Consider the following 25,603-nt stretch of genomic DNA (forward strand, 5'->3'; position numbering starts at 1 on the left):
GGCTCACTCCGCGGAGATCTGGTCGAAGATGCCGCCGTCGCCAAAGAAGCGCGGTTGCGCTTCGGTCCAGCCGCCGAAATCGGCGATCGTGACGAGCTCGAGGTCGGGGAAGCGGTCGATCTCGTCATCCGCGGCCAGCGAGCTGTCCCAGGCGCGGTAGAAGTTGGCGAGCGCCAGCGCCTGCGCCTCGGGGCTGTAGAGATACTCGAGATAGGCCTGCGCCACCTCGCGCTGCGCGTCATCCTTGATATTGCCCGGCACAAGCGCCACCGGCGGCTCGGCGAGGATCGAAACAGACGGCACGACGATCTCGAAGGCCTCCGCGCCAAGCTCGTCGAGCGCGAGGAAGGCCTCGTTTTCCCAGGCCAGCAGCACGTCACCGACGCCGCGCCGGGTGAAGGTGGTGGTCGCCCCGCGCGCGCCGCTGTCGAGGACCGGCACGTGTCTGAAAAGCTCGGTCACGTAGTCCCGCGCGCTGTCCCCGCTGCCGCCGGACTGGGTCAGCGCCCAGCCCCAGGCGGCGAGGAAGTTCCAGCGTGCCCCGCCCGAGGTCTTGGGGTTGGGGGTGACCACCTGCACGTCGTCGCGGATCAGGTCGTCCCAGTCGGCGATGCCCTTGGGATTGCCCTGGCGGACAAGGAAGACGATGGTCGAGGTATAGGGCGCGGAATTATGCGGCAGGCTTGCCTGCCAGTCCTTGGGCAGCACGCCGGAACGCTCGGCGATTGCGTCTATGTCCGAGGCGAGCGCGAGTGTCACCACCTGTGCGTCGAGCCCGTCGATCACCGCACGCGCCTGCGCGCCTGATCCGCCGTGGCTTTGTTCGATGGTGACGGGATCGTGTCCCTGCGCCTGCCACCAGTCGGAGAATAGCGCGTTGTAGGCGCGGTAGAATTCGCGCGTGGGGTCGTAGGAGACGTTAAGCAGCCGGGTCTCGGCGGCGGCGAGACTGGGGCTCATGACCGCGCCGCTGGCCAGCACGGCGGCGAGCAGGGGCGCAGGGGTGCGAAGAAAGGCGAGGCTCATGTCGGGTCTCTCTCAAAACGGGAATGTCAGATCGGCCTTTGGCCGGGACGGATCACGCGGACACGCCATTGCATGGGGCAGCGGCCTTGCATCCTCTCGCGGGCGGTCCCCTTCGTGGTCGCTGGCACGCATGGTCAGCGCACGGCTGCCGAGCTGAAGCGGCAGTCGGGAGTCGCGGGCCACGAGGTGCGTCACATGCACCCGCCGCGCAGGACTGGAGTGAAGGGACGTCGGCATTCGGGTCCTCCTTTCGGACGGGCGGGATCGCCCGACGATGAGCTGGGCAGCTTGCCCAATAACCTAAATATCCATCGTGTTAGTCGTATTTGCGAGAGAAGAGGTTCAGCGTCTTGCATCGCTGTGAGAGAACTTTATTCTCTGGCGCTCGGTTGCCGCGACAATCCGTTTGCCTGCGCCGCCCCCTATGGCGTGCCGGTGCCGAAGGTTTTCCCTGCCATAACAGGATCTTTCAGCAAATCCTGAAGGGTCAGCGACTCGATCAGCAGCAGGTAGCTGTAGAACACCTCGCCGAAGACCCGGCGCAGCTGGCAGCTCTGCTCGTCGTCGCAATCCTCGCAGCGCTGATAGGCGCGGCGAGAGAGGCAGGGCAGGGGCGCGATGGGCCCGTCGATCTGTTGCAGCAACTCGCCAAGCGAGACTTTTGCGGGCTCGCGGATCAGAAAGTACCCTCCGGCGCGACCCCGTTTGGCCCCGAGGTATCCGGATTTCCGCAGATCGAGCAGGATGTGCTCGAGAAAGCGCTTCGGCGCTCCCGACCGTTGTGCGACCTCCTCGATGGTCAGCGCCGTGCCCGGTTCGAGCGCGCCGAGGGCCATGAGGGACTTGAGAGCGTATTTGGTCTTCTGCGTGATCATGCGCCCAGTAAAACACCAAATTCACGGCAGGAGAAGTCGTCTTTACTTTAATCACGATAATGACGGTAGACATATTGTTAAAATGCGACATGCTGATCCGGTAAACCGACTCGCAGGAGGGATCCGGATGGGCCTCGACCGCATCGACCGCAAGATCGTCGCAACGCTGATGGGGGACGCGACGGTCCCGCTCGCCCGGCTGGCGGACATGGTGGGGTTGTCACAGACCCCCTGTTGGAAGCGCGTGCGCAAACTGGAGCAGACCGGCGTGATCCGGGGACGCGTGGCTTTGGTGGATCCCGAGCATCTTGGGCTCGGTCTCACCGTCTTCGTCAGCATTTCGGCACCGGAGCAGAGCGCAGAGTGGCAAAAACTGTTCGAAAGTGTCGTGGTCGGTTTGCCGGAGGTCATGGAGGTCTATCAACTTGCCGGGAGTCACGATTACGTCCTGCGCATCGTGGTTCGCGACATGTCCGGCTTCGAGCGTCTGCGGCGGCAGATCACCGAAGCAGTTCCGGTGCGCGAGATTTCCGCCAACTTCGCGCTGCGGCGGTTGAAGACCCAGACTGTACTGCCGATCGACACCATCACCGCGTAGGCCGCCTTGCCGGCTGCCCGACTTCCACGGCGATCTCAGCCCAACCTTAGCGCCTCGCGCGTCGGCGCGGCGATTAGGTCGGTGCGCGTGACGATGCCGACAATGCGTCCGCTCTCCAGCACCGGGATGGCATCGACATCCCCATCCGCCATCATCGGGAGCAGCGCGGAGGTGACCGGCAAAGAGGCGCCCACACGCGATCGGGGGCGGACACGAGTTCGCCAGCCCCCCTTGAGACGGGCCCCTTCGTGCCGCAAGCTGTTCTCGACTGCCCCGAAAGGAGGATCCCCCGATGGTCGAGCACGCCCGGACGTTCGCGATGGTTGCCACGGTTCTTGCCCTGGGCGCCTGTGCCCAGGGCCCGCAGATACAACCGCTGACCAAGGGCTTTGTCGAGGGCAGCTTTACCGCGAGCGATGCGGCCGTGGGGGCATGCAGGGCCAAGCTGGCGGCGGAAACCTCGGGCAAGCTGAAGGTCGTGGGATCGCAATCCACGGGCGCAAGAAGCTCGGTCTACATGCGGATCGGTCCAAGCGGCGCCCCGTGGCGATGCCGGGTGGGCTCGGATGGGAGCAATCCGACCGTCGGATTCATGGGGTATGGCGGGATGGCCTAACGTCAGCGAGCGACAAAATTCTGTTTCCTAGGTCAGGCTGAGAACTGGCGCACCCAAAGTCGGATCGAGGCGATGTCGACGAAGCCGAAGAGAAGTTCTGCTGCCGATCATGTGCAGAGCATCCGGCGCGCTAGCTACGGGTTTAGGAAGGCACCGAAATTCCGACATTTTGCCGAGCTTGCCGCCAACGATGTCGAGCCCGAAAAGCATGGCTGTCAAACGGAAGAGCTACGGCGCCGAGTTGAAGGCGAAGGTGCTGCTTGAGGCCCTTCATGGTGAGCGGGCAGTCGCTGAACTGGTGGCAAACCGTGGCGCGCATCAAAGCCTGATCAACACACGGACGCGACAGTCGCCCGCGGCCCTGTCCTGCCCCCTATCGGGCGGGGCCGAGGCGAAGGCGGCCGAGTTCGAGACACAGCCCCCCAAGACCGGTTAGCTCGGGGTGGAGGAAGATTTCTTGGCCAAGGCCTCCGGACGGCGAGCGTGTCCCGGAGGAGAGAGCTGATCGTGCGAGGGCTCCCTGCGGCTTGGCTTCACCCCGCAGGCTGCGGGGCCTGCGTGCCCAAGGCGCGCCTACCCGGTTTCTCTCGCAGCATGAGCATCGCAGGGGTCACCACGAGGGTGAGCACCGTGGCAATCACCAGCCCGCCGGCGATCGCGCTCGACAGTTCCGTCCAATACTGTGTCGAGGGCGCGCCGAAGACGATCTCTCGGTCGATGAAGTTGATGTTCATCCCCAGCACCATCGGCATCAGGCCGAGCGCCGTGGTGACGGAGGTGAGCACCACCGGGCGCAGGCGTTGCGCGCCGGTCCGCAGTGCGGCTTCGAGCGGCGAAAGCCCGGTCCGGCGCAGGTCATTGTAGGCATCGATCAGCACGATGTTGTTGTTCACCACGATGCCTGCGAGCGCGATCACCCCGACGCCGCCCATGACGATGCCGAAGGGGCGCCCGGTGACGACCAGCCCTAGCAGCACCCCGCCGATCGAGAAGACGATCGCGCTCATCACCACGGCGGACTGGTAGATGCTGTTGAACTGCACCACGAGGATCAGGAACATCAGCACGATGGCGGCAACGAAGGCGAGCGCAAGGAAGATCATCGATTCCTGCTGATCCTCGGCTTCGCCGGCGAAGTCGTAACTGGCGCTCTCGGGCAGCTCCGCCCTGTCGAGCTCGGCGCGCAGGGCGGTGACCTGATCGTTGACCAAAAGCCCGGGCGCGACGTTCGCCTCGATTGTGGTGACGCGTTTTTCGTCGATCCGGCGGATGACACCGACGCGCTCGACTGGCTCGAAGGTCACGAAGTTCGAGATCGGCACGAGACCCGCCGAGGTCGGCACACGCAGGTTCGTCAGTTCCGACAGCGAGCGGGAGTCGTTGGGGAAGCGCACGCGCACGTCGAGCTCGCCGTCGGCGTCCGGCGGCCGGTAGTCGGTCACGGTGATGCCCTGGGTGAGCAGCTGCACCGCCTGGCCGAGCAGGCTGACGTCGGCCCCGAAGCGCGCGGCCTCGGCGCGATCGACGTTGATCGCCACCTCGACCCCGGGCAGAGGTCGGGTGTCGGTGACGTCCGTGAAGCCGCCGACACGTTCCATCGCGGCCAGGACGGCATCCACCGAGGCGCTCTGTTCCGAGGTGTCGCTCGCCGAGACCCTGAGGTTCACCGGCTTGCCGCTCGAGGGTCCGCCGCTCTCGGTCTCGACCTGCACGTCGATGCCGGCAATATCGGCCATCTTGTCACGGATTTCGGCGCCGATCTCGTCGGCGGTCCGGCGCTCCTGCCAGTCCACGAGGTCAAGCTGAAGCGTGCCGATCACGTCCTCCTCGCCGCCTCCGGCGCTCATGGTCGAGCGGGCATAGACGCTCTCGATGCCCTCGGTGCCGACAAGCCGGTCTTCGACCTTGCGCACCAGATCGTCGCGCTCGTAGATTGACAGGTTGTCACGGGCGCGCACCTGCACCTGCATGAACTCGGGCTCGACCGACGGGAAGAACGAGATGCCGCGCCCGAACTGGCCGTAGAGCGCAAAGCCGCCGAGCAGCAGCGCCAGCGCCAGGACGATGGTCGTCCAGGGGCGCAGGATGGCGCGTTCGAGCAGTCGCACATACGCCCCGGTGAGCCCACCGATCTGCCGCGGGTCGCCGCGTTCGGCCGCGTGCAGCGCCGCCTTGGCGCGCGCGGTCTGCGGCTGGTTGCGGCCGATCATGCCGCCGAGCACCGGAATGAAGATCAGCGCCATGAAGAGCGAGGCCCCGAGCGTCAGGATGACCGTGATCGGCAGGTACTTCATGAACTGCCCGATGAGGCCGGTCCAGAACAGCAGCGGGAAGAACACCGAAAGGGTGGTGGCGGTCGAGGCGATGATCGGCCAGGCCATGCGTTTGGCGGCATGGGCGTAGGCGGCCTTGGGGCTGTCGCCCTCCTGCAGGCGGCGGTCTGCGAGTTCGACCGTGACGATGGCGCCGTCGACCAGCATGCCCACCACGAGGATCAGCGCGAAGAGCACGACGATGTTCATCGTGTAACCCATCGCCCAGATGATCGCGACACCGGCAAGAAAGGCGCCGGGAATCGACAGGCCGACAAGGATCGCCGAGCGGAAACCGAGCGCAAAGACGATGACGATCATCACCAGCATGATGGCGGCCATGACGTTTGCCTCGAGGTCCGAAAGCAGCGTCTTCACCTGCTCGGACTGATCCTGGAGGTAGGTCACGCGCAGGCTGTCCGGCCAGTCGGCGCTCATCTCGTCGATGACCTCTTTGGTGGCTGCGACCGTGTCGATGATGTTGGCCCCAGAGCGCTTGGTGACCTCGAGTGCGAGCGAGGGCTGGCCATCAATGCGCGCATAGCCGGTGGGGTCCTCGAACGTGCGGCGCACCGTGGCGACATCGCCGAAGGTGACGACCGTGGTGCCGTCGACCTTGACCGGCATGTCCATCACATCCTCGAGATCCTCGATAAGGCCTGGCACCTTCAGCACGATGCGCCCGCCGCCGGTCTCGATGGCGCCCGCCGCGATCAGCTGGTTGTTGCGCTGGAGCTGGCTGGTCAGGCTCTCGAAGCTGAGGTTGTAGGTCTGAAAGACCGTGGGATCGATCAGCACCTCGAGGAATTCCTCGCGCGCGCCGCCGATGTCCACCTCGAGCACGCCGGGCAGGGCCTCGAGCTTGTCCTGCACCGCCTCGGCGATGTCGTTCAGCGTCCGCTCGGGCAGGGGGCCGGACAGCACGGCGGTGATGATCGGGAAGAGCGCGGTGTTGATCTCGGTGACGTTGAGCGTGGTCGCGTCCTCGGGCAGGTCGCTCTGCACCGTGTCGGCGGCCTCACGTACCTTGTCGAGCGCCTCGTCGATGTCGCCGCCGGCGGCGAATTCGAGCTGCACGCTGGCAAAGCCCTCGGTGGCCTCGGCCGACATCTTCTCGAGCCCCTCGATGGCGCCGAACTCGGCCTCCATAGGCTCGATGAGCAGCCGCTCTGCATCCGAGGGGCTGATACCGTCGAGCGTCGTACTGACGTAGACGAGCGGCAGGGGAACCTCGGGGTTCGCCTCCTTGGGGATCGAGACATAGGCCACGGCGCCGAAGGCGAGGATCATCCCCAGCAGGATCATCACCGCGCGGCCGCGGGAGAAGGCGGCGTCGATCAGGCTGTTCATGGGGTATCCTCGGCGACATCGAGCGGCAGGGCGGCGGTGGCGGCGGAGCCTTGCCCTGTGCCTTCCTCCCGCTCGGCTCGGACGTCCTCGCCGTCGCGCACGAAGCCTTGTCCAAGGGTGATGAGCGTCGCTTCGTCGTCGAGCCCGGTGACCCAGACGCTGTCGATCTCGGTCTTCACGATCTGGACCGGGTGGAAGACGACGCGCCCGTCCTCGACGGTCTTCAGCCCGATCTGACCGGCCTCGTCGAGCGAGATGATCGAAGGAACGACGCGATGCGCCTTGGCCTCGCCGGTGGGGATGGTGACCTGCGCCGAGATGCCCGCGGGCACCTCGCCGCCGGGGTTGGCGACCTCGATCTCTGTCAGGAACGTGCGGGTCTCGGCGGCCGCGGCGGCACCGACGAAGCTGACGCGCCCCTCGCGGGTCTGGCCGGTGATGAAACTGACCTCGGCGCTCTGTCCCTCGCGGATCCGGCTCAAGGCCTGCTGCGGCACCTGGATGGCAACGGTGAGCGGATCGTTGTCCACGATGCGCGAGATGGTGGCACCGGCCTGCACGTATTCGCCCTCGCTGGCAGGCAGCGCCTCGATGCGCCCCGCGAAGGGGGCTTCGACGACAAGGTTGCCGATGGCCTCCTCGGCGCTTGCCACGTCGGCCTCGGCGACGGCCAGCGCGGCGCGGGCGTCGGACAGCCGGTCGTTGGTGGCGACGCCGCGCTCGAAAAGCTGCGCGGCATTGTCGAATTCCCGCCGGGCATTGGTGCGCTGTTCCTTGGCCTGGGCAAACGCGGCCTCGGCGCGGGTCGCGTCCAGGCGGGCGAGGATGTCTCCCGGTTCCACCCGGTCGCCCTTGGAGAAGGGCACCTCGATCACCGTGCCCGCGGTCTCGGCGATCACCTCGGTGTCACGGTCGGGCAGCGCCTGACCCTCGGCGCGGTAGCTCAGCGTGACCGGCTCCGCCTGCGAGGGGCGGACCCTCACCGAGGGTGGCAGCGGCTCCTTGGCGGCGGCCTCGTTCTTTGGCTCGGCACCGGGGAAGAGGAAGCCGCTGCCCATCCAGGCGACGAGGGCCCCCACCAGCGCGATGGCGATCCAGAACGGCCGCGAGGAGCCGCGGTCGGTTTCGAACTGCAGCGCCGGTCCTCGGGGCGCGGCGTCGGGGCGGTCGGTCATGCTGGTGCACCTTCGCTCATGAGGGCGTGATCGGAACTCGGTCTGCGCGCCTTTACATACCGACCGTCGGTCTGTAATCAAGGGCGCAGATGACGGAGAACGTAATCGTGACCGCCAAACGTTCCAGAATGACCGCAGGGGACCGCCGCACGGCGATCCTGGATGTCGCGGCCGAGCTACTGTCCACTCACCCGTGGGAAGAGGTGACCGTGGCCCTTCTTCTCGAGGGGGCAGGGATCTCCAAGGGCGGCTTCTACCACCACTTCACCTCGAAGGAGGACGTGCTCGAAGCGCTTTTGCTGCGGTTCACCGACGCGTGCACCGCAGCAGGCCAGGCGGTCCACGAGCGGAGTCCAGGCGGCGCGGTCGCGCGCTTCACCGCCTATCTCGGGGGCACGACCCGCTGGGAACTCGACCATGCCGAAAAGATCATGGCGGTGATCCGTATCGCGATGATGGCCGGGAACGAGTCGATCTTTCTCAAGCTCGAGGAGGAATCCCGGCAGCGGGCCACGCCGCTGTTGCGACGGCTCGTCGCCGATGGCGTCCGGGAAAGGGCCTTCGACGTGATCGACATCGACATGACCGTGAGCTTGCTGCAGCACACGTGGCGAATGCGCTGGGTGGTCCTTGCGCAGGCGCGCCAGCTCTGCGTGGAGGGCGACGTCGCCGGGGGATGGGCGATGCTCGAGGACCGGCTGAGCCTCGAGGAGCGGATGACCAATCGGCTGCTTGGGTGCTCCGCGGTGGCGCCAGTGCGCATGCCCGAGTCCGAGGAATTCAGGGGGTTCTTGACGTCCGGCTGACGCCGTGGCGTGCCGCGTGCCTCACCGAAGGGTGGGACGTGCGCGGGACCCGGTCTACCGCGCCAGCAGCCTCCTCGAGCCGCTGAGACAGCACAGCGTCCGCCCTGTGCCGCGGGCGACCAGCGTCAGGCCGGCGTCCAGAGCGATGCGCAGCGCGTAGTCGGTTGCGGCGCTCGGGGCGACCAGCGCCGTGGCGCCGATCGCGATGGTCTTCTGCACCATCTCCGTCGACACGCGCGACGAGATGATCACCGCGCCTTCCGCCGGGTTGAGGTCGCCCCGGCACAGCGCACCGGCCAGCTTGTCGAGCGCGTTGTGCCTGCCCACGTCTTCGCGGGCCAACACGATGCCGCGGCCCGGCAGCAGGAAGCCCGCCGCATGGCAGGCGCGCGTGCGATCGTGCAAGGGCTGGTGCGCGCGGAGCCGCTCGGGCGCCGCGGCGAGTTCGTCCGGGTCGAAGCAGGGCCCGTCGGGTAAGGTCGGCAGGTCGCGCGCCACCTTGGCAAGGCTGTCTATGCCGCAGAGGCCGCAGCCCACCGGACCGATCGTGGCGCGCTGGCGCTTCATCACGCGGTGAGACGCCTCCGGCGCCAGCCACATGCGCGCCTCGAAGCCATTCGGGTGGTGCAGGATCTCGAGGTCGCGCAGCTCGCTCCGGTGGTGGAGGATACCCTCGGTCAACATGAACCCGAGCGCGAAGTCCTCCAGATCGTCGGGGGTCGCCATCATCACCGCGAGCGTGCTGCCGTCGCAGGTCAGCGCCACAGGGGCTTCTCCGATCTGCGGCGGCAGCGCAGGCCCCTCGCCGGTCAGGCTCTGGTGCAGGCTCACGCGACGATCCTCACAGGTGTGCCCTTGTAGGCGGGGGTCTGGGAATTTTTCTCGTGGTAGGTCAGCGGCACCAGCGGGTTGAGTTCGGGATAATAGCCCGCAATGCAGCCATCGGGAAGGTCGTAGGGGGTGATCCTGAAGTCCTCGACCCGCCGGGACACGCCCTCGTCGACGGCGGTGACCAGCGCCACCTTCTGCCCCTCGGAAAGACCGAGCCGCTCCATCTCGCGCCGGTTGATCATGACGATCTCGCGCCCGCCGCTCAGCCCGCGCAGCCGGTCGGAAAAGCCGTAGATCGTGGTGTTGAACTGGTCATTCGACCGCAGGGTGATCAGCGTCATCACCTCTTTGCCCGTCGGCGCCTCGCCAAGCGCCGAGAGCGTCGTGGGCTCGGTGAACCCGGCCTTGCCGCTCTCGGTGTGCCAGATGCGATCGCGAGCGGGATTTCCACGGTAGAAGCCGCCGGGCTGCATCAGCCGCTCGTTGAAGTCGGCAAAGTCGTCAGGGAAGGTCTGGGCGATCAGGTCGCGCAACAGATCGTAGTTTTCAGTCCATCCCTCCCAGTCCAGCTTCGGGTTCTCGGGCAGCGTCGCCTTGGCCATGCCCGCCACGATGGCGAGCTCGGAGCGCACCGTCTCCGACGGTGGCTCGGCCCCACCGAGCGAGCCGTAGATATGCGAAAAGGTATCCTCCATCGAAACGGCCTGCGGGCCGGTCGCCTGGATGTCGCGGTCCGTGCGGCCAAGACAGGGCAGGATGTAGCTGACCTGGCCCGGGACAAGGTGAGAGCGGTTGAGCTTGGTGGCCACATGCACGGTCAGGCGCAGGCGCGGCCAGGCGGCCTCCATGCGCGCGCGGTCGGGCAGGGCGCGGACCAGGTTGCCACCGAGCGAGATCATCGCCTCGACACGGCCGTCGAGGATGCCCTCGCAGGCGTGGACGGCGTTCATTCCATCGCGGGTCGGCGCTTCGATCCCGAAGAGTGCGCGCAGCTTGTCTGCTGGCATATGCGCCGATTTCTCGCCGATGCCGACGGTGCGCTGACCCTGAACGTTGGAATGGCCGCGCACCGGCGAGATGCCGGCGCCCAACTTGCCGATATTGCCGCGCATGAGGAGCAGGTTGCACAGCATCCCCAGGTTGAGCCAGCCGTTGACATGCTGCGTCATGCCCATTCCGTAGATGCCGATTGCGGTCTTGGCCGAGAGATACACCTCCGCCGCCTCACGGATCATCGCTTCGGTCAGCCCCGAGTGCCGCTCGATCTCAGCCCAACTTGCAGCCCGCACGGCCTGCTGCGTCTCCGGGAAGCCGCTCGTATGCGCCGCGATAAATCCGTGATCCAGCACGGTGCCGGGCGCGGCGTCCTCGGCCTCGAGAACGCATTTCATCAGACCGGCGATCACTGCGATGTCTCCGCCCGGGCGCAACTGGTAATAAAGCTCGGAGATCCGCGTCGGCGTGCCGACGGTCATCTGCGCCGGGCTCTGCGGATCGGCGAATTCGATCAGCCCGCGCTCGCGTACCGGGTTGAAGGTGACAATACGGCAGCCGCGCTTCACCGCATCCTTCAGCACGTGCAGGAAGCGCGGACTGTTGGTGCCGGTGTTCTGGCCGAAGAAAAAGATCGTGTCGCAATGCTCGAAATCCTCGAGCGTGCAGGTGCCGACCGGTGTGCCGATGAAGGTCTTGAGGTTCACGCTGGTGGTCTCGTGGCACATGTTCGAGCTTTGCGGCAGGTTCTGGTGCCCCATGGCGCGGGCAAAGAGCGCGTAGAGATAGGACGCCTCGAGCCCCGCGTGGCCGGAGGCATAGAAAACTGCCTTCTCGGGGGCCATACCGCGCAGCTCGCGACCGATCTCGGCGAAGGCCTCCTCCCAGCGGACGGGCAGATAGCGGTCCTGCGCTGGATCGTAGCGCAGAGGCTCGGTCAGGCGTCCGGACTTCTCCAGATCATGGTCGTGCCAGCCGCGCAGCTCGGCGAGGGTATGCTGTGAGAAGAACTCGGCCCCGGCGCGGTTGCGATCAAGCTCCCAGAGGGTCGCCTTTGCACCGTTTTCGCAGAATTCAAAGGTGCTTGGCTTTGCCGGCTTGGCCCAGGCGCAGGAGGAGCACATCACCCCGCCTGGCTTGTTGAGCTTGGCCAGTACCTTCGTCGCCACGGTGGGGACCCCGGTTTCGCCAGCTATCCGTGCGACACCCTTCAGTGAGCCCCAACCGCCGGCCGGGTGACTGTCGAAGGGCGTGTCCGGATCCTGGGTGTCCGCCCGGTGGCCGGCAGAGGAATTTCTTTCATCCATGACATCGCTCCTTTGCTCCGTGGGGGCTTCGGGACAACCGGGGCGTCGGGGGGATTGTTCCGCCGGTGCCGGTTCCGTGAAGCCTCCGGGTGATCCGCAGCGGCTGCTGTGCCGTAGTCTCCATCAATGGGGCAGACCGACCACGGAGCGATCCGGCCGGACAGGCCGATTGCCCGAAGATCGTCCGGCTGTTTGCCGGATGCGCGGGCGGGGCTAGCTCTACCTAAAGCCACACCTTCGACGGAATTTGCCATGACCGCAGAAGTTCTCGCCCGGCTCCAGTTCGCCTTCACGGTGTCGTTCCACATAATCTTCCCGGCCTTCTCGATCGGGCTGGCGAGCTATCTCGCGGTGCTCAACGGCGCCTGGCTGTGGACGCGGGACGGGCGGTACCTGTCCCTGTTCAACTTCTGGAAAAAGATCTTCGCCGTCGCCTTCGGGATGGGCGTGGTGTCGGGCATCGTCATGTCCTACCAGTTCGGCACCAACTGGTCGGTGTTTTCCGACAAGGCCGGCCCGGTGATCGGCCCGATGATGGCCTACGAGGTGCTGACCGCCTTCTTCCTCGAGGCGGGCTTTTTGGGGATTATGCTCTTCGGCCGTAGCCGGGTGGGGGACGGGCTGCACATGCTGGCGACCGGCATGGTGGCGCTGGGGACGCTGATTTCGGCCACTTGGATCCTCGCGGTGAACAGCTGGATGCACACGCCGGCCGGCTTCTCGATCGCCGAGAACGGCCAGTTCGTGCCCGAGGACTGGTGGCAGATCGTCTTCAACCCCTCCTTTCCCTACAGGTTGGTGCACATGGTGCTGGCGGCCTATCTGACCACCGCGCTCGTGGTCGGTGGCGCCTCGGCCTTCCAGCTTCTCAGGGCGCCCGGCCACACGGTGTCGAAACGGAGCCTGTCGATGGCGATGTGGATGCTGGTGCTCGTGGCGCCGCTGCAGATCTTCGCCGGCGACCAGCACGGGCTCAACACGCTCGAACATCAGCCTGCGAAGATCGCCGCGATGGAGGGCCACTTCGAGCGCCACGAGGGTGGCGTGCCGCTGGTGCTCTTTGCCATCCCGGACCAACAGAACCAGAAGCTGGACTATGCGCTCGAGGTGCCGCACCTGGGCTCTCTCATCCTGACACACAGCTGGGACGGGCAGATCCCGGCCCTCTCGGAATTCCCGGTCGAGGATCAGCCGCCGGTTTGGATCGTGTTCTGGTCGTTCCGGGTGATGGTGGCGCTCGGCTTTGCCATGCTCGGGCTGGCGCTCTGGGGGCTCTGGGCGCGCTGGCGAGGCCGGCTCTATAGCGATCCCTGGTTGCTGCGCGCCTGCGTGGCGCTCGGTCCGGCGGGTTTCGTGGCGGTGCTGGCGGGATGGATCACCACCGAGGTCGGCCGCCAACCCTGGACGGTCTACGGGCTGCTGCGCACCTCCGAGAGTCATTCGCCGTTGGACCTGCCGGCTCTGACGACCTCGCTGATCGGCTTCGTCACCGTCTATTTCTTCGTCTTCGGAGCGGGCACCTTTTACCTGCTGCGGATGATGCGCAAGGCGCCCGATACGCCGCGGCTCGGCCTGCGCGACGGGCCGATCCGGACGGCGGGGATCATGCCAGGCCCTACAATGACCTCCGGCGAGAGGAGCGACTGACATGCTCGGATTGGAGCTTTCCTTCATTTGGGCCGGGATCATCGCCTTTGCCGTGCTGGTCTACGTGATCCTCGACGGGTTCGATCTCGGGGTGGGCATCCTGTTCCCGCTCGCCAAGACCGAGCAGGAGCGCGACGTGATGATGAACTCGGTCGCGCCGATCTGGGATGGCAACGAAACCTGGCTGGTGCTGGGCGGCGGCGGGCTCTTCGCGGTCTTCCCGCTGGCCTATGCGGTGGTCATGCCGGCGCTCTACGTGCCGATCATCCTGATGCTTCTCGCGCTGATCTTCCGAGGGGTCGCTTTCGAGTACCGTTGGCGCACGAAACGCTGGAAGCGGCTGTGGGACTTCGCCTTTTTCGGCGGCTCGCTGGTGGCGGGCTTCTCGCAGGGCATGGCGCTCGGCGGCCTGGTGCAGGGCATCGAGGTGGTGGATCGCGGCTACGCCGGCGGCTGGTGGGACTGGCTCTCGCCCTTCTCGCTGCTCACCGGGCTGGCGGTGGCCACGGGCTATGCGCTGCTCGGCGCCACGTGGCTCGTCATGAAGCTCGAGGGCGGGGTGCATGACCGCATGCGCCGGGTCGCGCAGCCGCTGGGGCTGGCGACGCTGGTCTTTTTGGGCCTCGTGTCGCTCTTCACGCCGCTGCAGGACGAGGTCTACTTCCAGCGCTGGTTCAGCGGCGGCTCGCTGGTCTTCTCCGTGGCCGTACCTGTGCTGGTGCTGCTTTGCGCGGCGGGTCTCTGGAAGGGGCTGCGAGGCGGCGGTGACCGACTGCCGTTCTTCTCGGCGCTCGGCTTCTTTGTGCTGGGCTTCATCGGCATCGGCATCAGCTTCTATCCGATGATCGTCCCGCCCTCGCTGACCATCGTCGAGGCTGCGGCGCCCGACAGCAGCCTTGCCTTCGCGCTCGTGGGCACAGTGATCCTGATCCCGATCATCCTGACCTACACCGCCTACGCCTACTGGGTGTTCCGCGGCAAGATCGACCCCTCTGAGGGCTATCACTGATGCGGGGCAGGAGGCTGCTCTGGTTCGTAGGGCTCTGGCTTGCGGGAATCGCGGCAGTGGGTGCCGTGGCGCTGCTGATCCGGCTCGCGCTGCCGTACTGAGCCGGTGCGAGGCGACCGACTCGGCACGCGCGCCAGAGGAATTGGCGAGCAACCGCCACGAATTTGTCATGGCACGCTTGAGGACGCGCCTTTGGCGAGACGGGCCTCTCCTTGCGCACCGAGTTCTGAAACCCGGTGCGCAAGGGCCCAAGGCAGGCGCGTTAGGCGATCAGCTTCGCGGTGATGTCGACCAGGCGCTTGGCCTGGTGCGAGACCGAGGCCTTGCCGGTCTCGTCAAACGCGCCGGCTTCGGTCGAGAAGCCGTAGGGGTTGCCGCCCGAGGCGTAGATGACGTCGCTCGTATAACCCGGCGCCACGATGATCGCTCCCCAATGCATCGCGGTGGTGTAAAGGCCAAGCGTGGTCGCCTCTTGGCCGCCGTGCACGTTCTGCGCGCTGGTGGTCGCGGTGATCGTCTTGCCCGCGAGCTTGCCCTCCGACCAGACCCCGCCGAGCGTGTCGATGAAGGCCCGCAACTGCGAGGCGGACTGGCCGTAGCGCGTTGGGGCGCTGAAGAAATAGCCATCGGCCCAGACCATGTCGTCGGGCGTGACGACGGGGATGTCGGCCATCTTCTCGGCCTGCGCCTTCCAGGCGTCTTGGCCGTTCACCACGGCCTCGGGTGCGGTCTCGGCGACGCGCAGAAGGCGGACCTCCGCGCCGGCGTCCTTGGCGGCCTCGGCCGCCGCGAGGGCGATCTGGTGATTGGTGCCATAGGTTGAGTAGAAGATGACTGCAATCTTGGGGTGTGCCACGGATCTTGCTCCTGTCGACGGTGGTGTTTCGGGAATACCGGTAAAATTGAAGCGGGTGCTGTCCGCCTGCTGGATGATGATAGGGCAGATCGCGAGTTTGTCGCGCGAAGCCTCTGAGGGAGCGTGGGGCGCCCGCGCCGCGAGGTAACTTTCGCAGGGCTGGCGTGGAACGCTTCGCCTCCTGAATCGTTTAGCAAGAATTTTGCAGCGACAGGGCAAACCTTTGAGGGCATTGGCAGCGGCGGCGGCACTGGTATTTTTGGCCGGGTGCTCGGGGCGCCACAATTGGCTCGCCGGCGCCGGCGAGGAAGCGCGGTCGGTAGAGACGCTTTTCTGGGTGGTCCTGACGGGCGCGGGAGTGATCTGGGCTCTGGTGATCGGCGCGGCCACCTATGCCCACCGTGCCGAGGCCAAGCCGCACCGCGAGCGCGAGGCCCGGCGTTTCATCGTCTGGGGCGGCGTCATTCTGCCGGTGCTTGTCGTCGGCGGCCTGCTGGTCTGGGGGCTGCTGATCCTGCGCGACATCACCGCAGATGACGGCGCGCTGACCGTGCGCGTCGACGGCGAGCGCTGGTGGTGGCGGGTGATTTACGAAACGCCCGAGGGCCCGGTGACCACCGCCAACGAGATCCGCCTGCCGCTCGGCGAGCGGGCCCTCTTCAAGCTGACCGCCGATGACGTGATTCACTCCTTCTGGGTGCCCGCTCTGGGGGGCAAGATGGACATGATCCCCGGCCGCGAGACGGAACTGGCCCTGACGCCCCGGAGGCTCGGCAACTGGGGCGGGCTCTGCGCCGAGTTCTGTGGCGGCGCGCATGCGCTGATGCGCTTTGACGCCGTGGTGATGGAGCCCGATGACTTTGCTCGATGGCTTGAACACGAAGCGCGGCCCGCGCAGGTGGCCGAGGGCGATCGGGGTTTCGTCGTCTTCGACGAGGAAGGCTGCGGCGCCTGCCATGCCATCCGCGGCACCGAGGCGCGGGGAGCGGTGGGGCCGGATCTCACCCATCTCGCCTCGCGCGACAAGCTTGGGGCGGGCATCTACGCGATGACTCCGGGGAACATGGCGCGCTGGATCACCGACACCCACGAAATGAAGCCCGAGATCGACATGCCCGCCTATCCGGGCCTGCAGGGCGAGCGGCTGGATGCGCTCGTCGGCTTCCTGATGAGCCTCGAATAAGGGACCGCGCCGCGCATGACCGAAGAGATCGACCTCTCGAAGCTCCCCCCCGCCGAGCCCTACGACAAGGCGCGCGACGAGGCGCAGCGCGCGCGCCTGATGAAGGTCTGGCAGACCCCGACCGGCTGGCGGCGCATCTCGGCGGTGAACAACTCATCGGTGGGCAAATGGTACCTGCTGACCTCCTTCGCCTTCTTCGCCTTCGCCGGGTTCTTGGCTCTGCTGATGCGCGCCCAACTGGCGGTGCCGAACAACGATCTGCTGTCGCAGAGCCTCTACAACCAGCTCTTCACCCTGCACGGCACTGCGATGATGTTTCTGTTCGCGGTGCCGATCTTCGAGGCGGTGGCGATCCTCATCCTGCCCGAGATCCTCGGCGCGCGCGACCTGCCGTTCCCGCGGCTCTCGGCCTTCGGCTACTGGTGCTTCCTGATCGGCGGCATCTTCGTCTGCGGCTCGGTGTTCTTTGGCGTCGCCCCGGACGGCGGCTGGTTCATGTACGCGCCGTTGTCGTCCAACCCCGATTACAGCGGGCTGGGGGCCGACATCTGGCTGCTGGGCCTGTCGTTCATCGAGGTTTCGTCCATTGCCGCCGCCGTCGAGCTGATCGTCGGAGTGCTCAAGTCGCGCCCGCCGGGGATGCGGCTCAACCTTGTGCCGCTCTATTGCTGGTACGTGCTGGTGGTGGCGGGGATGATCCTTTTTGCCTTCCCGCCGCTGATCGCCGGGGATCTGCTGCTGGAGATGGAGCGGGCCTTTGGCTGGGCCTTCTTCGACCCCGACCGGGGCGGCGACCCGCTTCTGTGGCAGCACCTTTTCTGGATCTTCGGCCACCCCGAGGTCTACATCATCTTCCTGCCCTCCATCGCGCTCATCGCGACCATCCTGCCGACGTTCGCCGGGCGGCCCATGGTGGGCCATTCGTGGATCGTGCTTTCGGCAGTGGGGGTCGCCTTCCTGAGCTTCGGGCTCTGGGTGCACCACATGTTCACCACGGGCCTGCCCGAGATCTCGCTCTCGTTCTTCTCGGCGGCCTCCGAAGCAGTCGCGGTGCCCACGGGCATCCAGATCTTCTGCTTCATCGCGACCATGCTGGTCAGCAAGGTACGCCGCTCCGTGCCGATGCTCTTTGCGGGGGGCGCGCTGGCGATCTTTGTTTTCGGAGGCCTGACGGGTGTCATGGTGGCACTGGTGCCCTTCGACTGGCAGGCGCATGACAGCTACTTCGTGGTGGCGCACCTCCATTACACGCTGATCGGCGGCATGCTCTTCCCGCTCTTTGCCGGGGTGCATTACTGGTACCCGTTCGTCACGCAGAAGAAGATGTCCGACAAGCTGGGGCGCTGGAGCTTCTGGCTGATGTTCGGCGGCTTCAACCTTGCCTTCCTGCCGATGCACTGGACCGGGGTGATGGGCATGCCGCGGCGGGTCTGGACCTATGACGTGACCGACGGCTGGGCGGTGCTGAACATGGTCTCAACCGTCGGGGCCTTCATCTTCGCGGCGGGCTTCGTGGTGCTCGCGGTCAACGTGCTCTGGCCACGCGGAAAGGCGCCGCTGGTGGAGCGGAACCTGTGGAACGCCGGCACCATGGAATGGAGCGCCGAGGTTCCCGACAAGCCCTGGGGCGTGCGCTCGATCCCCTATATCCACACCCGCTATCCGCTCTGGGAGCAGAAAGAGCTGCTCGGCGAGATGGACAGGGGCGAATGGTTCCTGCCCGACGCGGAAGAGGGCAAGCGCGAGCTCATCATCACCGACATCCTTGACGCGCGGCCGCTCTACGTGCAGCGGGTCGGCGGGCCGAGCTACCTGACGCTCGGTTCGGCCTTCTGCCTCGGCGCGGTGTTCATCCTCGCCACCTTCCACCTCTGGACGCTGACGCTGCTCTTCGGCGCGGGCTTCGTCGGGTTCACGCTCTGGTGGCTCTGGACCGGCACCTCGGAGATCCCCGAAAAGCCGGAGAAAGAGGCGGGGCGCGGGCTGGTGCTGCCGACCTACGCGCAGGGCAACAACGCGCCCGGCTGGTGGGCGGTGTTCATCACCATGACCGGCGACATGACCGCCTTCATGGGGCTGGTGTTCAGCTATTTCTTCTACTGGACCGCGCTGCCCAATTTCCTGCCGGACGCGGCGAAACTTCCGGGTTTCGGCTGGCTGGTCATCGGGCTCGCGCTGCTTTTGGCTGGCTGGATCACGGCGCTGCTCGCGCGCGAGCGACTGGCCGGGGGCGGCACCGCGCAGGCGATGGCATTGCTGATCGCGGGCGTGCCGCTTGCCGCGCTTGGGATCGGGGCGTGGTGCTGGGCGGCATGGAGCGCCGGACTGAACCCCACCGAGACCTCCTTCGACGCCACCGTCTGGGTGCTGATCCTGTGGATGGGGCTGCACCTGCTGCTCGACGCGGTGATGCGGCTCTATGTGGCGGCGCGGATCTGGCGCGGGCGCTGCACGCCGCGCTACCGCGCCGACAGTGCGAACTTGACGCTCTTCACCCACTTCCTCGCGCTGACGGCGGTGGTGATCTTCGCGCTGCTGGCGCTCTTCCCGATGCTGATGGGGGTGGTGTGATGGCCCGGTCCGAGGGGAAAAAGACCGTTCCGCCCGGCGAGGCGCCGCGGGTGATCGACCAGGGCTCTGTCTGGATCCTCGTCGCCGCGCCCTCGATCTGGGCGGCGCATTTCCTGCTGAGCTACTGGGTCGCCGCGATCTGGTGCGCCAAGCTCGGGCGCGGGACCGCGCTGGCCGAACCACGCTGGATCATCGCCGCGCTCGGGGCGCTCTGCATCGCGGTGATCGCAGGTCTGGCTGCGCTGGCGATCCGGCGCTACGGTGGCGTCTTCGTGATCTTCGAGGAAATCACCGAAAGCTCGGAGCGGGCGCGCGACAAATTCATCGGCCACGTGGCCCTGCTGCTCTGCGTGCTCTCGGCGGTGGCGATCCTCTTTACCGTGATCCCCGGCATGGTGCTGGGCCAATGCTGAGCCCGCGCCGCCTCCTTGCGCTCGGCCTGCTGGCGGCTCTCTGGCTCGGGCCGCTGCCCGGGCTGGCGGCGGGGTCGATGGTGCTGCACATGGTGCTGCATCTGGGCGTGACCGCCGTGGTTCCGGCGCTCTGGGCCCCGGTCCTGCGCCTGCCGTCGGGCGCCATGGCGCTGGTGCTGGGCGCAGTGGCCGAGATGCTCGTGGTCTGGGTCTGGCACCTTCCGGCGTTGCACCTATGGGCTCGGCTGAGCACCACCGGCCTCGTTCTGGAGCAAGGCAGCTTTCTGGTCGCCGGGATATTGCTCTGGGCAACGGTGCGCGCGGCGGGCGGTTTTGGTGGCGCTGTGGTGCTGCTGGCCACGACAATGCACATGACCCTGCTCGGCGCGCTGATCGGCCTCGCGCCGCGCACGCTCTACGGGGACATCTGCGCAGGGCACCTGGGCCTCTCGGCGCTGCAGGAGCAGCAGGTGGCGGGGGCGCTGATGGCCGGGGCAGGGGGCGCGATCTACCTCGTTGCCGCATTGCGCCGGCTGGGGCAGGCTCTGGAACTCGGGGAGACGCAGGCATGAGACTGAAACGCTGGATCGCGGGGGGCATCGGCGCGCTGGCGGTCGGGGGCGCGGCGTTCTTCTGGTTCGCGCCCTACAATATCGCGGCCTCGGTCCCGCATCTGCCGGGCGTGGGAGAGACGCTGCACCAGTACCTGCGCAACGCGGTGCGAGTGCGGGCGAACCGGGTGGAGGTGCCGCGCCACGTCGACCTCGACGATCCGGCGCTGATCCGCCTCGGCGCCGGGCATTTCGCCACCGGTTGCCAGACCTGCCACGGCGCGCCGGGTATCGCGCGCAACCCGGTGGTCAAGGGCATGCGCCCCGAGCCGCCGATGCTTACCTCCGGTGACTTCGAGCCCAAGGAGTTCTGGTGGATCGCCCGGCATGGCTTCAAGTATACGGGCATGCCGAGTTGGCCCGGCGAGGGCCGCGACGACGAGCCTTGGGCGCTGGCAGCCTTCCTGTCGCACTACGACAGCTTCGACCGTGCCGCTTACGAGGACGCCGCCTTTGGCCGCGCCGGGGGCTATGAAAGCGAAGGCGTGCGCTTCGGGGGTCTGCCCGGGGCCATTCCGCAGGAGTTGGCCTGCGCACGCTGCCACGGCGAGGACGGGCTGGGCCGCGACGGCACGGCGCCGAAGCTGGCCGGCCAGTCCGCCGAATGGCTGGACCTGGTGCTCGGCGCCTATGCCGGGGGCCACCGCGAAAGCGGCTTCATGGAGCCGCTCGCCGCGCCGCTTGCCGCCGGGACACGCGCCGCGATCGCCGAACGCTACGCGGGGATGAGCGGCGACTGGCAGGGGAGGCCGCTGCCGTTCGGCGATGCCGAGCGGGGGCGCGAGCTGGCACAGCGGGGCGACGAGCACGAGGATATCGCCAGCTGCGCCGCCTGCCACGAGGGCGGCGCCGACGGGATCTCACCCAAGCGGACCGACACCCCGCGGATCGCCGGACAGGACGGCTATTGGCTGGTCAACTGGCTGCATCTCTACCGGGACGGTCCCGCGCCCGACACACCGCGATCGCATCTCATGCAGGCGGCCGCGCGGAACCTTACGGATGCAGATGTCGCTGATCTTGCCGCCTATTACGCGACGCTTGCTCCGGGGACGGTTGGCGAGTAGAGCGCAGGCCCGCTTCCACCGGGCGCATCGGCATCGCAACACCCGAGTTGGCTGCAGCCCTCCGGGCGACACGCGCGCTCCGGCGAGGACATTCATCAACATTCCCTCGGTTTCGCCACCGTGCATGGCTCAGGCCGAGCGGGTTGCGAAACTGCCGAGGCCTTGTTCCGGGCGTCAGTCCTTTCGGACTCGCTGGAGCCCCCCCAGCGCACCGCCACCGAGCCCGAGGGATCCCGCCTCTGGCTCCATGCGCTTGCGCAGGTAGGCCCAGAGCAGCGCCATGACGCCGATGGAGAAGTATCCGTCCACGGCGTAGTGGTAGCCGCTCCAGATCGACAGCAGCAGGATGACCGCGCAGAACAGCGCCGCCGGAAAGGCCAGCAGCGCCGAACGCTCGCCGCAATAGAGCGCGACCAGCGTGGCGACCGACACATGCACCGAGGCAAAGGCAGAGATCCCGGTGCCAAAGCTCTCGCGCCCCGCCGAGTACATTTCCCATAGGTAATCCTGCAACGCCCCCATCGTGGAGCCGTCCACCCCTGCGTAGCGCAGCGTCCAGGTCAGCATGGCAAAGCGGTTGCTGTCGTAGAGCCGGTCATAAAACACCGGCCCCACGGACATGCCGCCGAGGGCGATCATATTGCCAATGACGATCCAGCTTGCGCAATAGAGCACCAGGTAGCGCTTTACCCGCGTGTGATCGTGGTCACAGGCCACGAGGATCACCGGGAACAGGAAGGCGGCGATCAGCCAGGGTCCGTGATAGAGCGGGGTGAGGCTCAGCATGATGTCGGGGCCGAAGAGCCGGTTGATGACCGTCCAAGGGTCCGTGTCCCCATGCAACCAGGCATCGAACCGCGCGAGGTAGGGATCCGCGTAATAGGGCACGATCTGCGGCATCGTGGTCTTGAACAGCGTGAAGCCGAGGTGCAGGGCGAGGATGGCACCGAAGACCAGCGCGACATTGGCGGCGGCCCTCCTTCGGCTCGCGCCGCGCCGGGTCTCTGCGCGTAGGGCCCAATACGCCAGCGCAAGGGCGATCACACCCACGTACCAGAGCGAGACATCCGGCTCTGATCTCACCGTCCCGAGGACATCGGCGATCACCTCGTCGCGAAACAGCACGGCAATCAGAAATGAAAAGAGCGCGTAACCGACGCTGAAGGCAAAGAAGGCCAGGGCGGGGATCATGGTCTTGCTCCCCTCGGAAGCTGGCGCAAATTGGACATGGCTCTCGTCGGAATAGTTGATCGCTTAAAGCTATCTAGGCGAGAGGCACCGAGATTAAAGGCACACCCATGAGCGACGCGCGATTGCTCGCCACTTCGGCTCCGAGACAGACATCCCCGCCCAGCATGACCGCTTCAGCCAAGGCAGGTCGCTAACCACGCCGTTGGGCCTGGGTCATGCCTCCGGTTGAATTCGGTTCGCGGGGCACCCCATCAACTCGACCACGCTGCCATACTTCCACGACGTTGATCGAACCCCATCCGGCCCCTCGTCTTTCCTGCGGGGGCGCCTAATTGGTTGTGCCATCCAAGTCTCAGATGCAGAGGATCAGCCATCGGGGCAGGCCGAACCGGTCTCGATCCACGCTTTCGTCAGTTGGCCGAAGACCTCCTGCGTACCGGGGGCAGTTTCGCGCCCTTCGCCCGGCTCCCAACCCCAGCCGACAAGCCCGTCCGTGGCGTTGTGCTCATGCAGGTCGTCCATGCTGCGCCCACCGTTGCGCTCCGGATCCTTGAGCTGCGCGCAGATCTCCGCGGCGCTCTTGCCAACCCAGCCCATCTCGATCGGGGCAAGCTGCCAGGGTGAATGCCCGGGGATGGAGCCTTCGCCGGTGGTGAAGGCAAAGTTCTCCTCGCCGTGGCAGGTGTTGCAGCGCATGCCCGGTGCGCCAAAATCCGCATCCCCCCGCACCACTGGCGGCACATGCGGATGCATGTCCATGCCTTGCCGCGGGCTGTCGCCGACAGGGTGGCAATTGAGGCAGCGCGGGTGCTCGATCACCGCCATCATCTCGGTAAAGAGCGCCACCGAGCGTTCGGTTTCGTTCTCGATGCCATCGAACTCATCCACGGTGCGCAGGCCTTTCACCGTCTCGGCAAGGGAGGGCAGGGCGAAAAGGGCGGGTGCGGCGCCGAGCAGCGCCGCCATCAGGATCGTTTTGCGCATGGCTCAGGCCTCCATGGTCTTGAGGAAGGGCAGTTCGGTCACCGCTTTGCCGGTCAGTGCCCGCCAGGCATTGGCGACGGCGGGTCCGATCGGTGGGACGCCCGGCTCTCCGACGCCAGTGGGCTCGGCGTCCGAGGCGATGATCTCGACCATCACCTCTGGCATTTCGTGTATGCGCAACATGCGGTAGCTGTCGAAGTTCGACTGCTGGACCACGCCGCCCTCGCCCAAGGTGATCTCGTCAAAGAGCACCGTGCCGAGGCCGAAGCCGATGCCGCCCTCCATCTGCGCGCGGATCACGTTCGGATTTACCGCGACGCCGCAGTCAACGGCACACCAGACCCGGTGCACGCGCGGCTGCCCGCCCGCGTCCGAGACCTCGGCGATCTGCGCCACGTAGGTCTCGAAGCTCTCGTGCACGGCAACGCCATAGGCCTTGTCGCCCTTGACCTTGGTGCCATCCCAGCCCGCCATCTCAGCGACCTTCTCGAGCACGCCGCGGTCGCGCGCCGCATCCTCGCGCATGAGGTCGAGACGCCCTTGCACCGGGTCCTTGCCCTGCGCCTCGAGCACCATGTCGAGGAAGACCTCGGTGGCATAGCCGGTGTGCGTATGCCCCACCGAACGCCACCAGAGCACCGAGACGGGGCTTTCCTGCTGGGCCCAACCAACGCGCAGATTGCCGAGGTCGTAGGGCATCTTGGTCGAGCCCTCGTAGGAGGTCGGGTCCATGCCGTCCTGCATCATCTGCGCCATCGGCCCCCCCGCCATGATCGACTGGTTGACGACGATGTCTTCCCAGCCGGTCAGCTTGCCGTCGCCATCAAGGCCGGCGCGCATCCTGTGGATGGTGAGCGGACGGTAATAGCCGCCGTGAAGATCGTCCTCGCGGGTCCAGACCAGCTTGAAACTGCCGGGGCCGCCGGCGGCCCTGGCAACTTCGGCGAGTTCAGCGGCGAAATGCGCAGTGTCCTGCGCACGGCGACCAAAGCTGCCGCCCGCCAGCATCACGTTGAGCTGCACGCTCTCGGGAGAAAGTCCGAGCGTCTGCACGATGGTCGGCTTGTCGAGCGCGGGGAATTGCGAGCCCATCCAGACCTCGGCGCCGTCTTCGCGGACCTCGATGACGCCGTCGAGCGGCTCCATCGGGGCATGGGCGAGATAGGGGAAACGGAATTCCGCCTCGATCACCTCGGCGGACCCGTCGATGCCCGCCACCCCGTCGCCGAGCATCTCGGCGTCCTTGCCGCCCTCCGAGGCGGCTTTCGAGAACGCCTCGAAAATCTCGGCGGAGGAGCGCGTCTCCGCCCCGCTCTCATCCCATTCGACGCTCAGCGCTTCGCGGCCCTTCAGCGCAGCGTGGGTGGATCGGGCGTAGACAGCGACGCCCTGCGGGATCTGCCGCACGGCCTCGACCCCGGGAACCTCGAGCGCCGCGCTGTCGTCGACGGAGGCAACCGTGGCCCCCAGTTTGCTCGGATGCGCCACGACCACGGTCTGCATGCCCTCGCGGTAGACATCCATGGTAAAGATCGCCGTGCCAGTCGATTTGGCCTTGGTGTCGAGCTTGGGCAGGTCGGTCCCGATCAGCACGAACTTGTCTGCGGATTTCACCGGCGGGTCCTCCGGCGGAGTCATCCCGGCAGCCTTCTCCGCCAGCGCGCCGAAACCCGAGCTTTTGCCCGAGCCGTGGCCGATCTGTCCCTTGGAGATTGTGATCTCGTTCTCGGGCACGCCCCATTCCTCGGCCGCGGCGGCGACCAGCATGGCGCGGGCAGCGGCGCCGGCCTTGCGCATCTGCATGTAGGAGTTGGCCATGGCGGTAGAGCCGCCGGTGCCCTGCATACCGAAGGCAAGGTTCTTGTAGAGCTCGTCGTTGGCCGGCGCGTTCTCGGCACGCATCTGGCCCCAGTCGGCGTCCATCTCCTCGGCCACCAGAGTGGCGAGGCCGGTGAACGGGCCTTGGCCGAACTCGATGTGCTTGATGATCACCGTCACGGTGTCGTCGGGCGCGACGCGCACGAAGGCATTGGGGGCGAAGCTCGCTTCGTCGGTCGCCCCGGACTGAAAGGCCGCGGCCGCCCCGGACTGGGCGCGGGCCGCAAGGGGCAGGGTCATGCCGATCACCAGCCCCGCGGAGGAGGCCAGGAAACTGCGGCGGGAAAGCACCTGTGTCATCGTC

The 25,603-nt window shown here is 66.7% G+C and carries 23 protein-coding genes; 12 read left to right on the forward strand and 11 right to left on the reverse strand.

All coding sequences use genetic code 11. The features are described from left to right. Nucleotides 1–3: 3 nt before the first annotated feature. Both CEW88_RS21285 and CEW88_RS21290 read right to left on the reverse strand, forming a co-directional pair. Nucleotides 4–1,026: a sulfate ABC transporter substrate-binding protein gene (locus CEW88_RS21285; RefSeq protein ID WP_108970356.1), complete on the reverse strand. Its 1,023-nt coding sequence runs from the start codon at nucleotides 1,024–1,026 to the stop codon at nucleotides 4–6. Nucleotides 1,027–1,448: 422 nt separating this feature from the next. Continuing rightward, on the reverse strand, nucleotides 1,449–1,901 hold the full coding sequence (locus tag CEW88_RS21290) for an RrF2 family transcriptional regulator (protein ID WP_108970357.1): 453 nt from the start codon (nucleotides 1,899–1,901) through the stop codon (nucleotides 1,449–1,451). A 127-nt stretch (nucleotides 1,902–2,028) separates the two neighbouring features. On the opposite strand from CEW88_RS21290, the gene CEW88_RS21295 reads away from it, so the two are divergent. Next, nucleotides 2,029–2,499 carry an Lrp/AsnC family transcriptional regulator gene (locus tag CEW88_RS21295; RefSeq protein ID WP_108970358.1) on the forward strand — a complete coding sequence of 157 codons (471 nt, stop codon included), beginning with the start codon at nucleotides 2,029–2,031 and terminating at the stop codon, nucleotides 2,497–2,499. A 35-nt stretch (nucleotides 2,500–2,534) separates the two neighbouring features. On the opposite strand, the gene CEW88_RS21300 is transcribed toward CEW88_RS21295, so the two are convergent. Next, nucleotides 2,535–2,681 (reverse strand): CBS domain-containing protein, encoded by a 147-nt coding sequence (locus CEW88_RS21300; protein WP_438839486.1) that lies wholly within the window; start codon nucleotides 2,679–2,681, stop codon nucleotides 2,535–2,537. 110 nt (nucleotides 2,682–2,791) lie between these two features. Here CEW88_RS21300 and CEW88_RS21305 point away from each other — a divergent pair, with 110 nt between their 5' ends. Together CEW88_RS21305 and CEW88_RS21310 are read left to right on the forward strand one after the other, a co-directional pair. Continuing rightward, on the forward strand, nucleotides 2,792–3,115 hold the full coding sequence (locus CEW88_RS21305) for a hypothetical protein (protein ID WP_108970359.1): 324 nt from the start codon (nucleotides 2,792–2,794) through the stop codon (nucleotides 3,113–3,115). A gap of 208 nt (nucleotides 3,116–3,323) precedes the next feature. Continuing rightward, entirely contained in the window at nucleotides 3,324–3,551 is a 228-nt protein-coding gene (locus CEW88_RS21310; RefSeq protein ID WP_108970360.1) for a hypothetical protein, read from the forward strand. A 97-nt stretch (nucleotides 3,552–3,648) separates the two neighbouring features. Here CEW88_RS21310 and CEW88_RS21315 read toward each other — a convergent pair whose 3' ends face one another. Together CEW88_RS21315 and CEW88_RS21320 are read right to left on the reverse strand one after the other, a co-directional pair. Then, on the reverse strand, nucleotides 3,649–6,777 hold the full coding sequence (locus tag CEW88_RS21315; protein WP_108970361.1) for an efflux RND transporter permease subunit: 3,129 nt from the start codon (nucleotides 6,775–6,777) through the stop codon (nucleotides 3,649–3,651). Further along, entirely contained in the window at nucleotides 6,774–7,952 is a 1,179-nt protein-coding gene (locus CEW88_RS21320; protein WP_108970362.1) for an efflux RND transporter periplasmic adaptor subunit, read from the reverse strand. Before CEW88_RS21320 ends, CEW88_RS21315 begins: the two co-directional genes overlap by 4 nt. A gap of 107 nt (nucleotides 7,953–8,059) precedes the next feature. Here CEW88_RS21320 and CEW88_RS21325 point away from each other — a divergent pair, with 107 nt between their 5' ends. Continuing rightward, nucleotides 8,060–8,758: a TetR/AcrR family transcriptional regulator gene (locus tag CEW88_RS21325; protein ID WP_159099698.1), complete on the forward strand. Its 699-nt coding sequence runs from the start codon at nucleotides 8,060–8,062 to the stop codon at nucleotides 8,756–8,758. Nucleotides 8,759–8,812: 54 nt separating this feature from the next. Here CEW88_RS21325 and fdhD read toward each other — a convergent pair whose 3' ends face one another. After that, nucleotides 8,813–9,589, reverse strand: a complete 777-nt coding sequence (gene fdhD / locus CEW88_RS21330) for a formate dehydrogenase accessory sulfurtransferase FdhD (protein WP_108970364.1) — start codon at nucleotides 9,587–9,589, stop codon at nucleotides 8,813–8,815. Then, entirely contained in the window at nucleotides 9,586–11,889 is a 2,304-nt protein-coding gene (locus tag CEW88_RS21335) for an FdhF/YdeP family oxidoreductase (protein ID WP_108970365.1), read from the reverse strand. Before CEW88_RS21335 ends, fdhD begins: the two co-directional genes overlap by 4 nt. A gap of 252 nt (nucleotides 11,890–12,141) precedes the next feature. On the opposite strand from CEW88_RS21335, the gene CEW88_RS21340 reads away from it, so the two are divergent. The 3 genes from CEW88_RS21340 to CEW88_RS21350 are packed head-to-tail and all read left to right on the forward strand — an operon-like array spanning nucleotide 12,142 to nucleotide 14,646. Then, nucleotides 12,142–13,536, forward strand: a complete 1,395-nt coding sequence (locus CEW88_RS21340) for a cytochrome ubiquinol oxidase subunit I (RefSeq protein ID WP_108970366.1) — start codon at nucleotides 12,142–12,144, stop codon at nucleotides 13,534–13,536. A 1-nt stretch (nucleotide 13,537) separates the two neighbouring features. After that, complete coding sequence (gene cydB, locus CEW88_RS21345) at nucleotides 13,538–14,545, forward strand: cytochrome d ubiquinol oxidase subunit II (protein WP_108970367.1); 1,008 nt, start codon at nucleotides 13,538–13,540, stop codon at nucleotides 14,543–14,545. Beyond that, nucleotides 14,545–14,646: a DUF2474 family protein gene (locus CEW88_RS21350; RefSeq protein ID WP_108970368.1), complete on the forward strand. Its 102-nt coding sequence runs from the start codon at nucleotides 14,545–14,547 to the stop codon at nucleotides 14,644–14,646. Before cydB ends, CEW88_RS21350 begins: the two co-directional genes overlap by 1 nt. A gap of 161 nt (nucleotides 14,647–14,807) precedes the next feature. Here CEW88_RS21350 and wrbA read toward each other — a convergent pair whose 3' ends face one another. Further along, a complete protein-coding gene (gene wrbA, locus CEW88_RS21355; protein ID WP_108970369.1) occupies nucleotides 14,808–15,401 on the reverse strand; it encodes an NAD(P)H:quinone oxidoreductase type IV in 594 nt (197 codons plus the stop codon). Between the two features lie 223 nt (nucleotides 15,402–15,624). Between wrbA and coxB the strand changes: the two genes are divergently transcribed. The 5 genes from coxB to CEW88_RS21380 are packed head-to-tail and all read left to right on the forward strand — an operon-like array spanning nucleotide 15,625 to nucleotide 21,246. Beyond that, nucleotides 15,625–16,584: a cytochrome c oxidase subunit II gene (gene coxB / locus CEW88_RS21360; RefSeq protein ID WP_108970370.1), complete on the forward strand. Its 960-nt coding sequence runs from the start codon at nucleotides 15,625–15,627 to the stop codon at nucleotides 16,582–16,584. A 15-nt stretch (nucleotides 16,585–16,599) separates the two neighbouring features. Continuing rightward, entirely contained in the window at nucleotides 16,600–19,155 is a 2,556-nt protein-coding gene (gene ctaD / locus CEW88_RS21365; protein ID WP_108970371.1) for a cytochrome c oxidase subunit I, read from the forward strand. Further along, on the forward strand, nucleotides 19,155–19,568 hold the full coding sequence (locus tag CEW88_RS21370) for a hypothetical protein (protein ID WP_108970372.1): 414 nt from the start codon (nucleotides 19,155–19,157) through the stop codon (nucleotides 19,566–19,568). The genes ctaD and CEW88_RS21370 overlap by 1 nt, the downstream gene beginning before the upstream one ends. After that, nucleotides 19,562–20,140 (forward strand): cytochrome c oxidase assembly protein, encoded by a 579-nt coding sequence (locus tag CEW88_RS21375; protein ID WP_108970373.1) that lies wholly within the window; start codon nucleotides 19,562–19,564, stop codon nucleotides 20,138–20,140. The genes CEW88_RS21370 and CEW88_RS21375 overlap by 7 nt, the downstream gene beginning before the upstream one ends. Further along, nucleotides 20,137–21,246: a c-type cytochrome gene (locus CEW88_RS21380; protein WP_254694559.1), complete on the forward strand. Its 1,110-nt coding sequence runs from the start codon at nucleotides 20,137–20,139 to the stop codon at nucleotides 21,244–21,246. The genes CEW88_RS21375 and CEW88_RS21380 overlap by 4 nt, the downstream gene beginning before the upstream one ends. Nucleotides 21,247–21,420: 174 nt before the next feature. Here CEW88_RS21380 and CEW88_RS21385 read toward each other — a convergent pair whose 3' ends face one another. From CEW88_RS21385 to CEW88_RS21395, 3 genes are all read right to left on the reverse strand, one after another. Beyond that, nucleotides 21,421–22,437, reverse strand: a complete 1,017-nt coding sequence (locus CEW88_RS21385) for a phosphatase PAP2 family protein (RefSeq protein ID WP_108970374.1) — start codon at nucleotides 22,435–22,437, stop codon at nucleotides 21,421–21,423. A gap of 366 nt (nucleotides 22,438–22,803) precedes the next feature. Then, nucleotides 22,804–23,421, reverse strand: a complete 618-nt coding sequence (locus CEW88_RS21390) for an Isoquinoline 1-oxidoreductase subunit (RefSeq protein ID WP_108970375.1) — start codon at nucleotides 23,419–23,421, stop codon at nucleotides 22,804–22,806. 3 nt (nucleotides 23,422–23,424) lie between these two features. Beyond that, nucleotides 23,425–25,599 (reverse strand): xanthine dehydrogenase family protein molybdopterin-binding subunit, encoded by a 2,175-nt coding sequence (locus tag CEW88_RS21395; RefSeq protein WP_108970376.1) that lies wholly within the window; start codon nucleotides 25,597–25,599, stop codon nucleotides 23,425–23,427. Nucleotides 25,600–25,603 lie beyond the last annotated feature (4 nt).

This window comes from Alloyangia pacifica (genome assembly GCF_003111685.1).
GTDB classification, from domain to species: domain Bacteria; phylum Pseudomonadota; class Alphaproteobacteria; order Rhodobacterales; family Rhodobacteraceae; genus Salipiger; species Salipiger pacificus_A.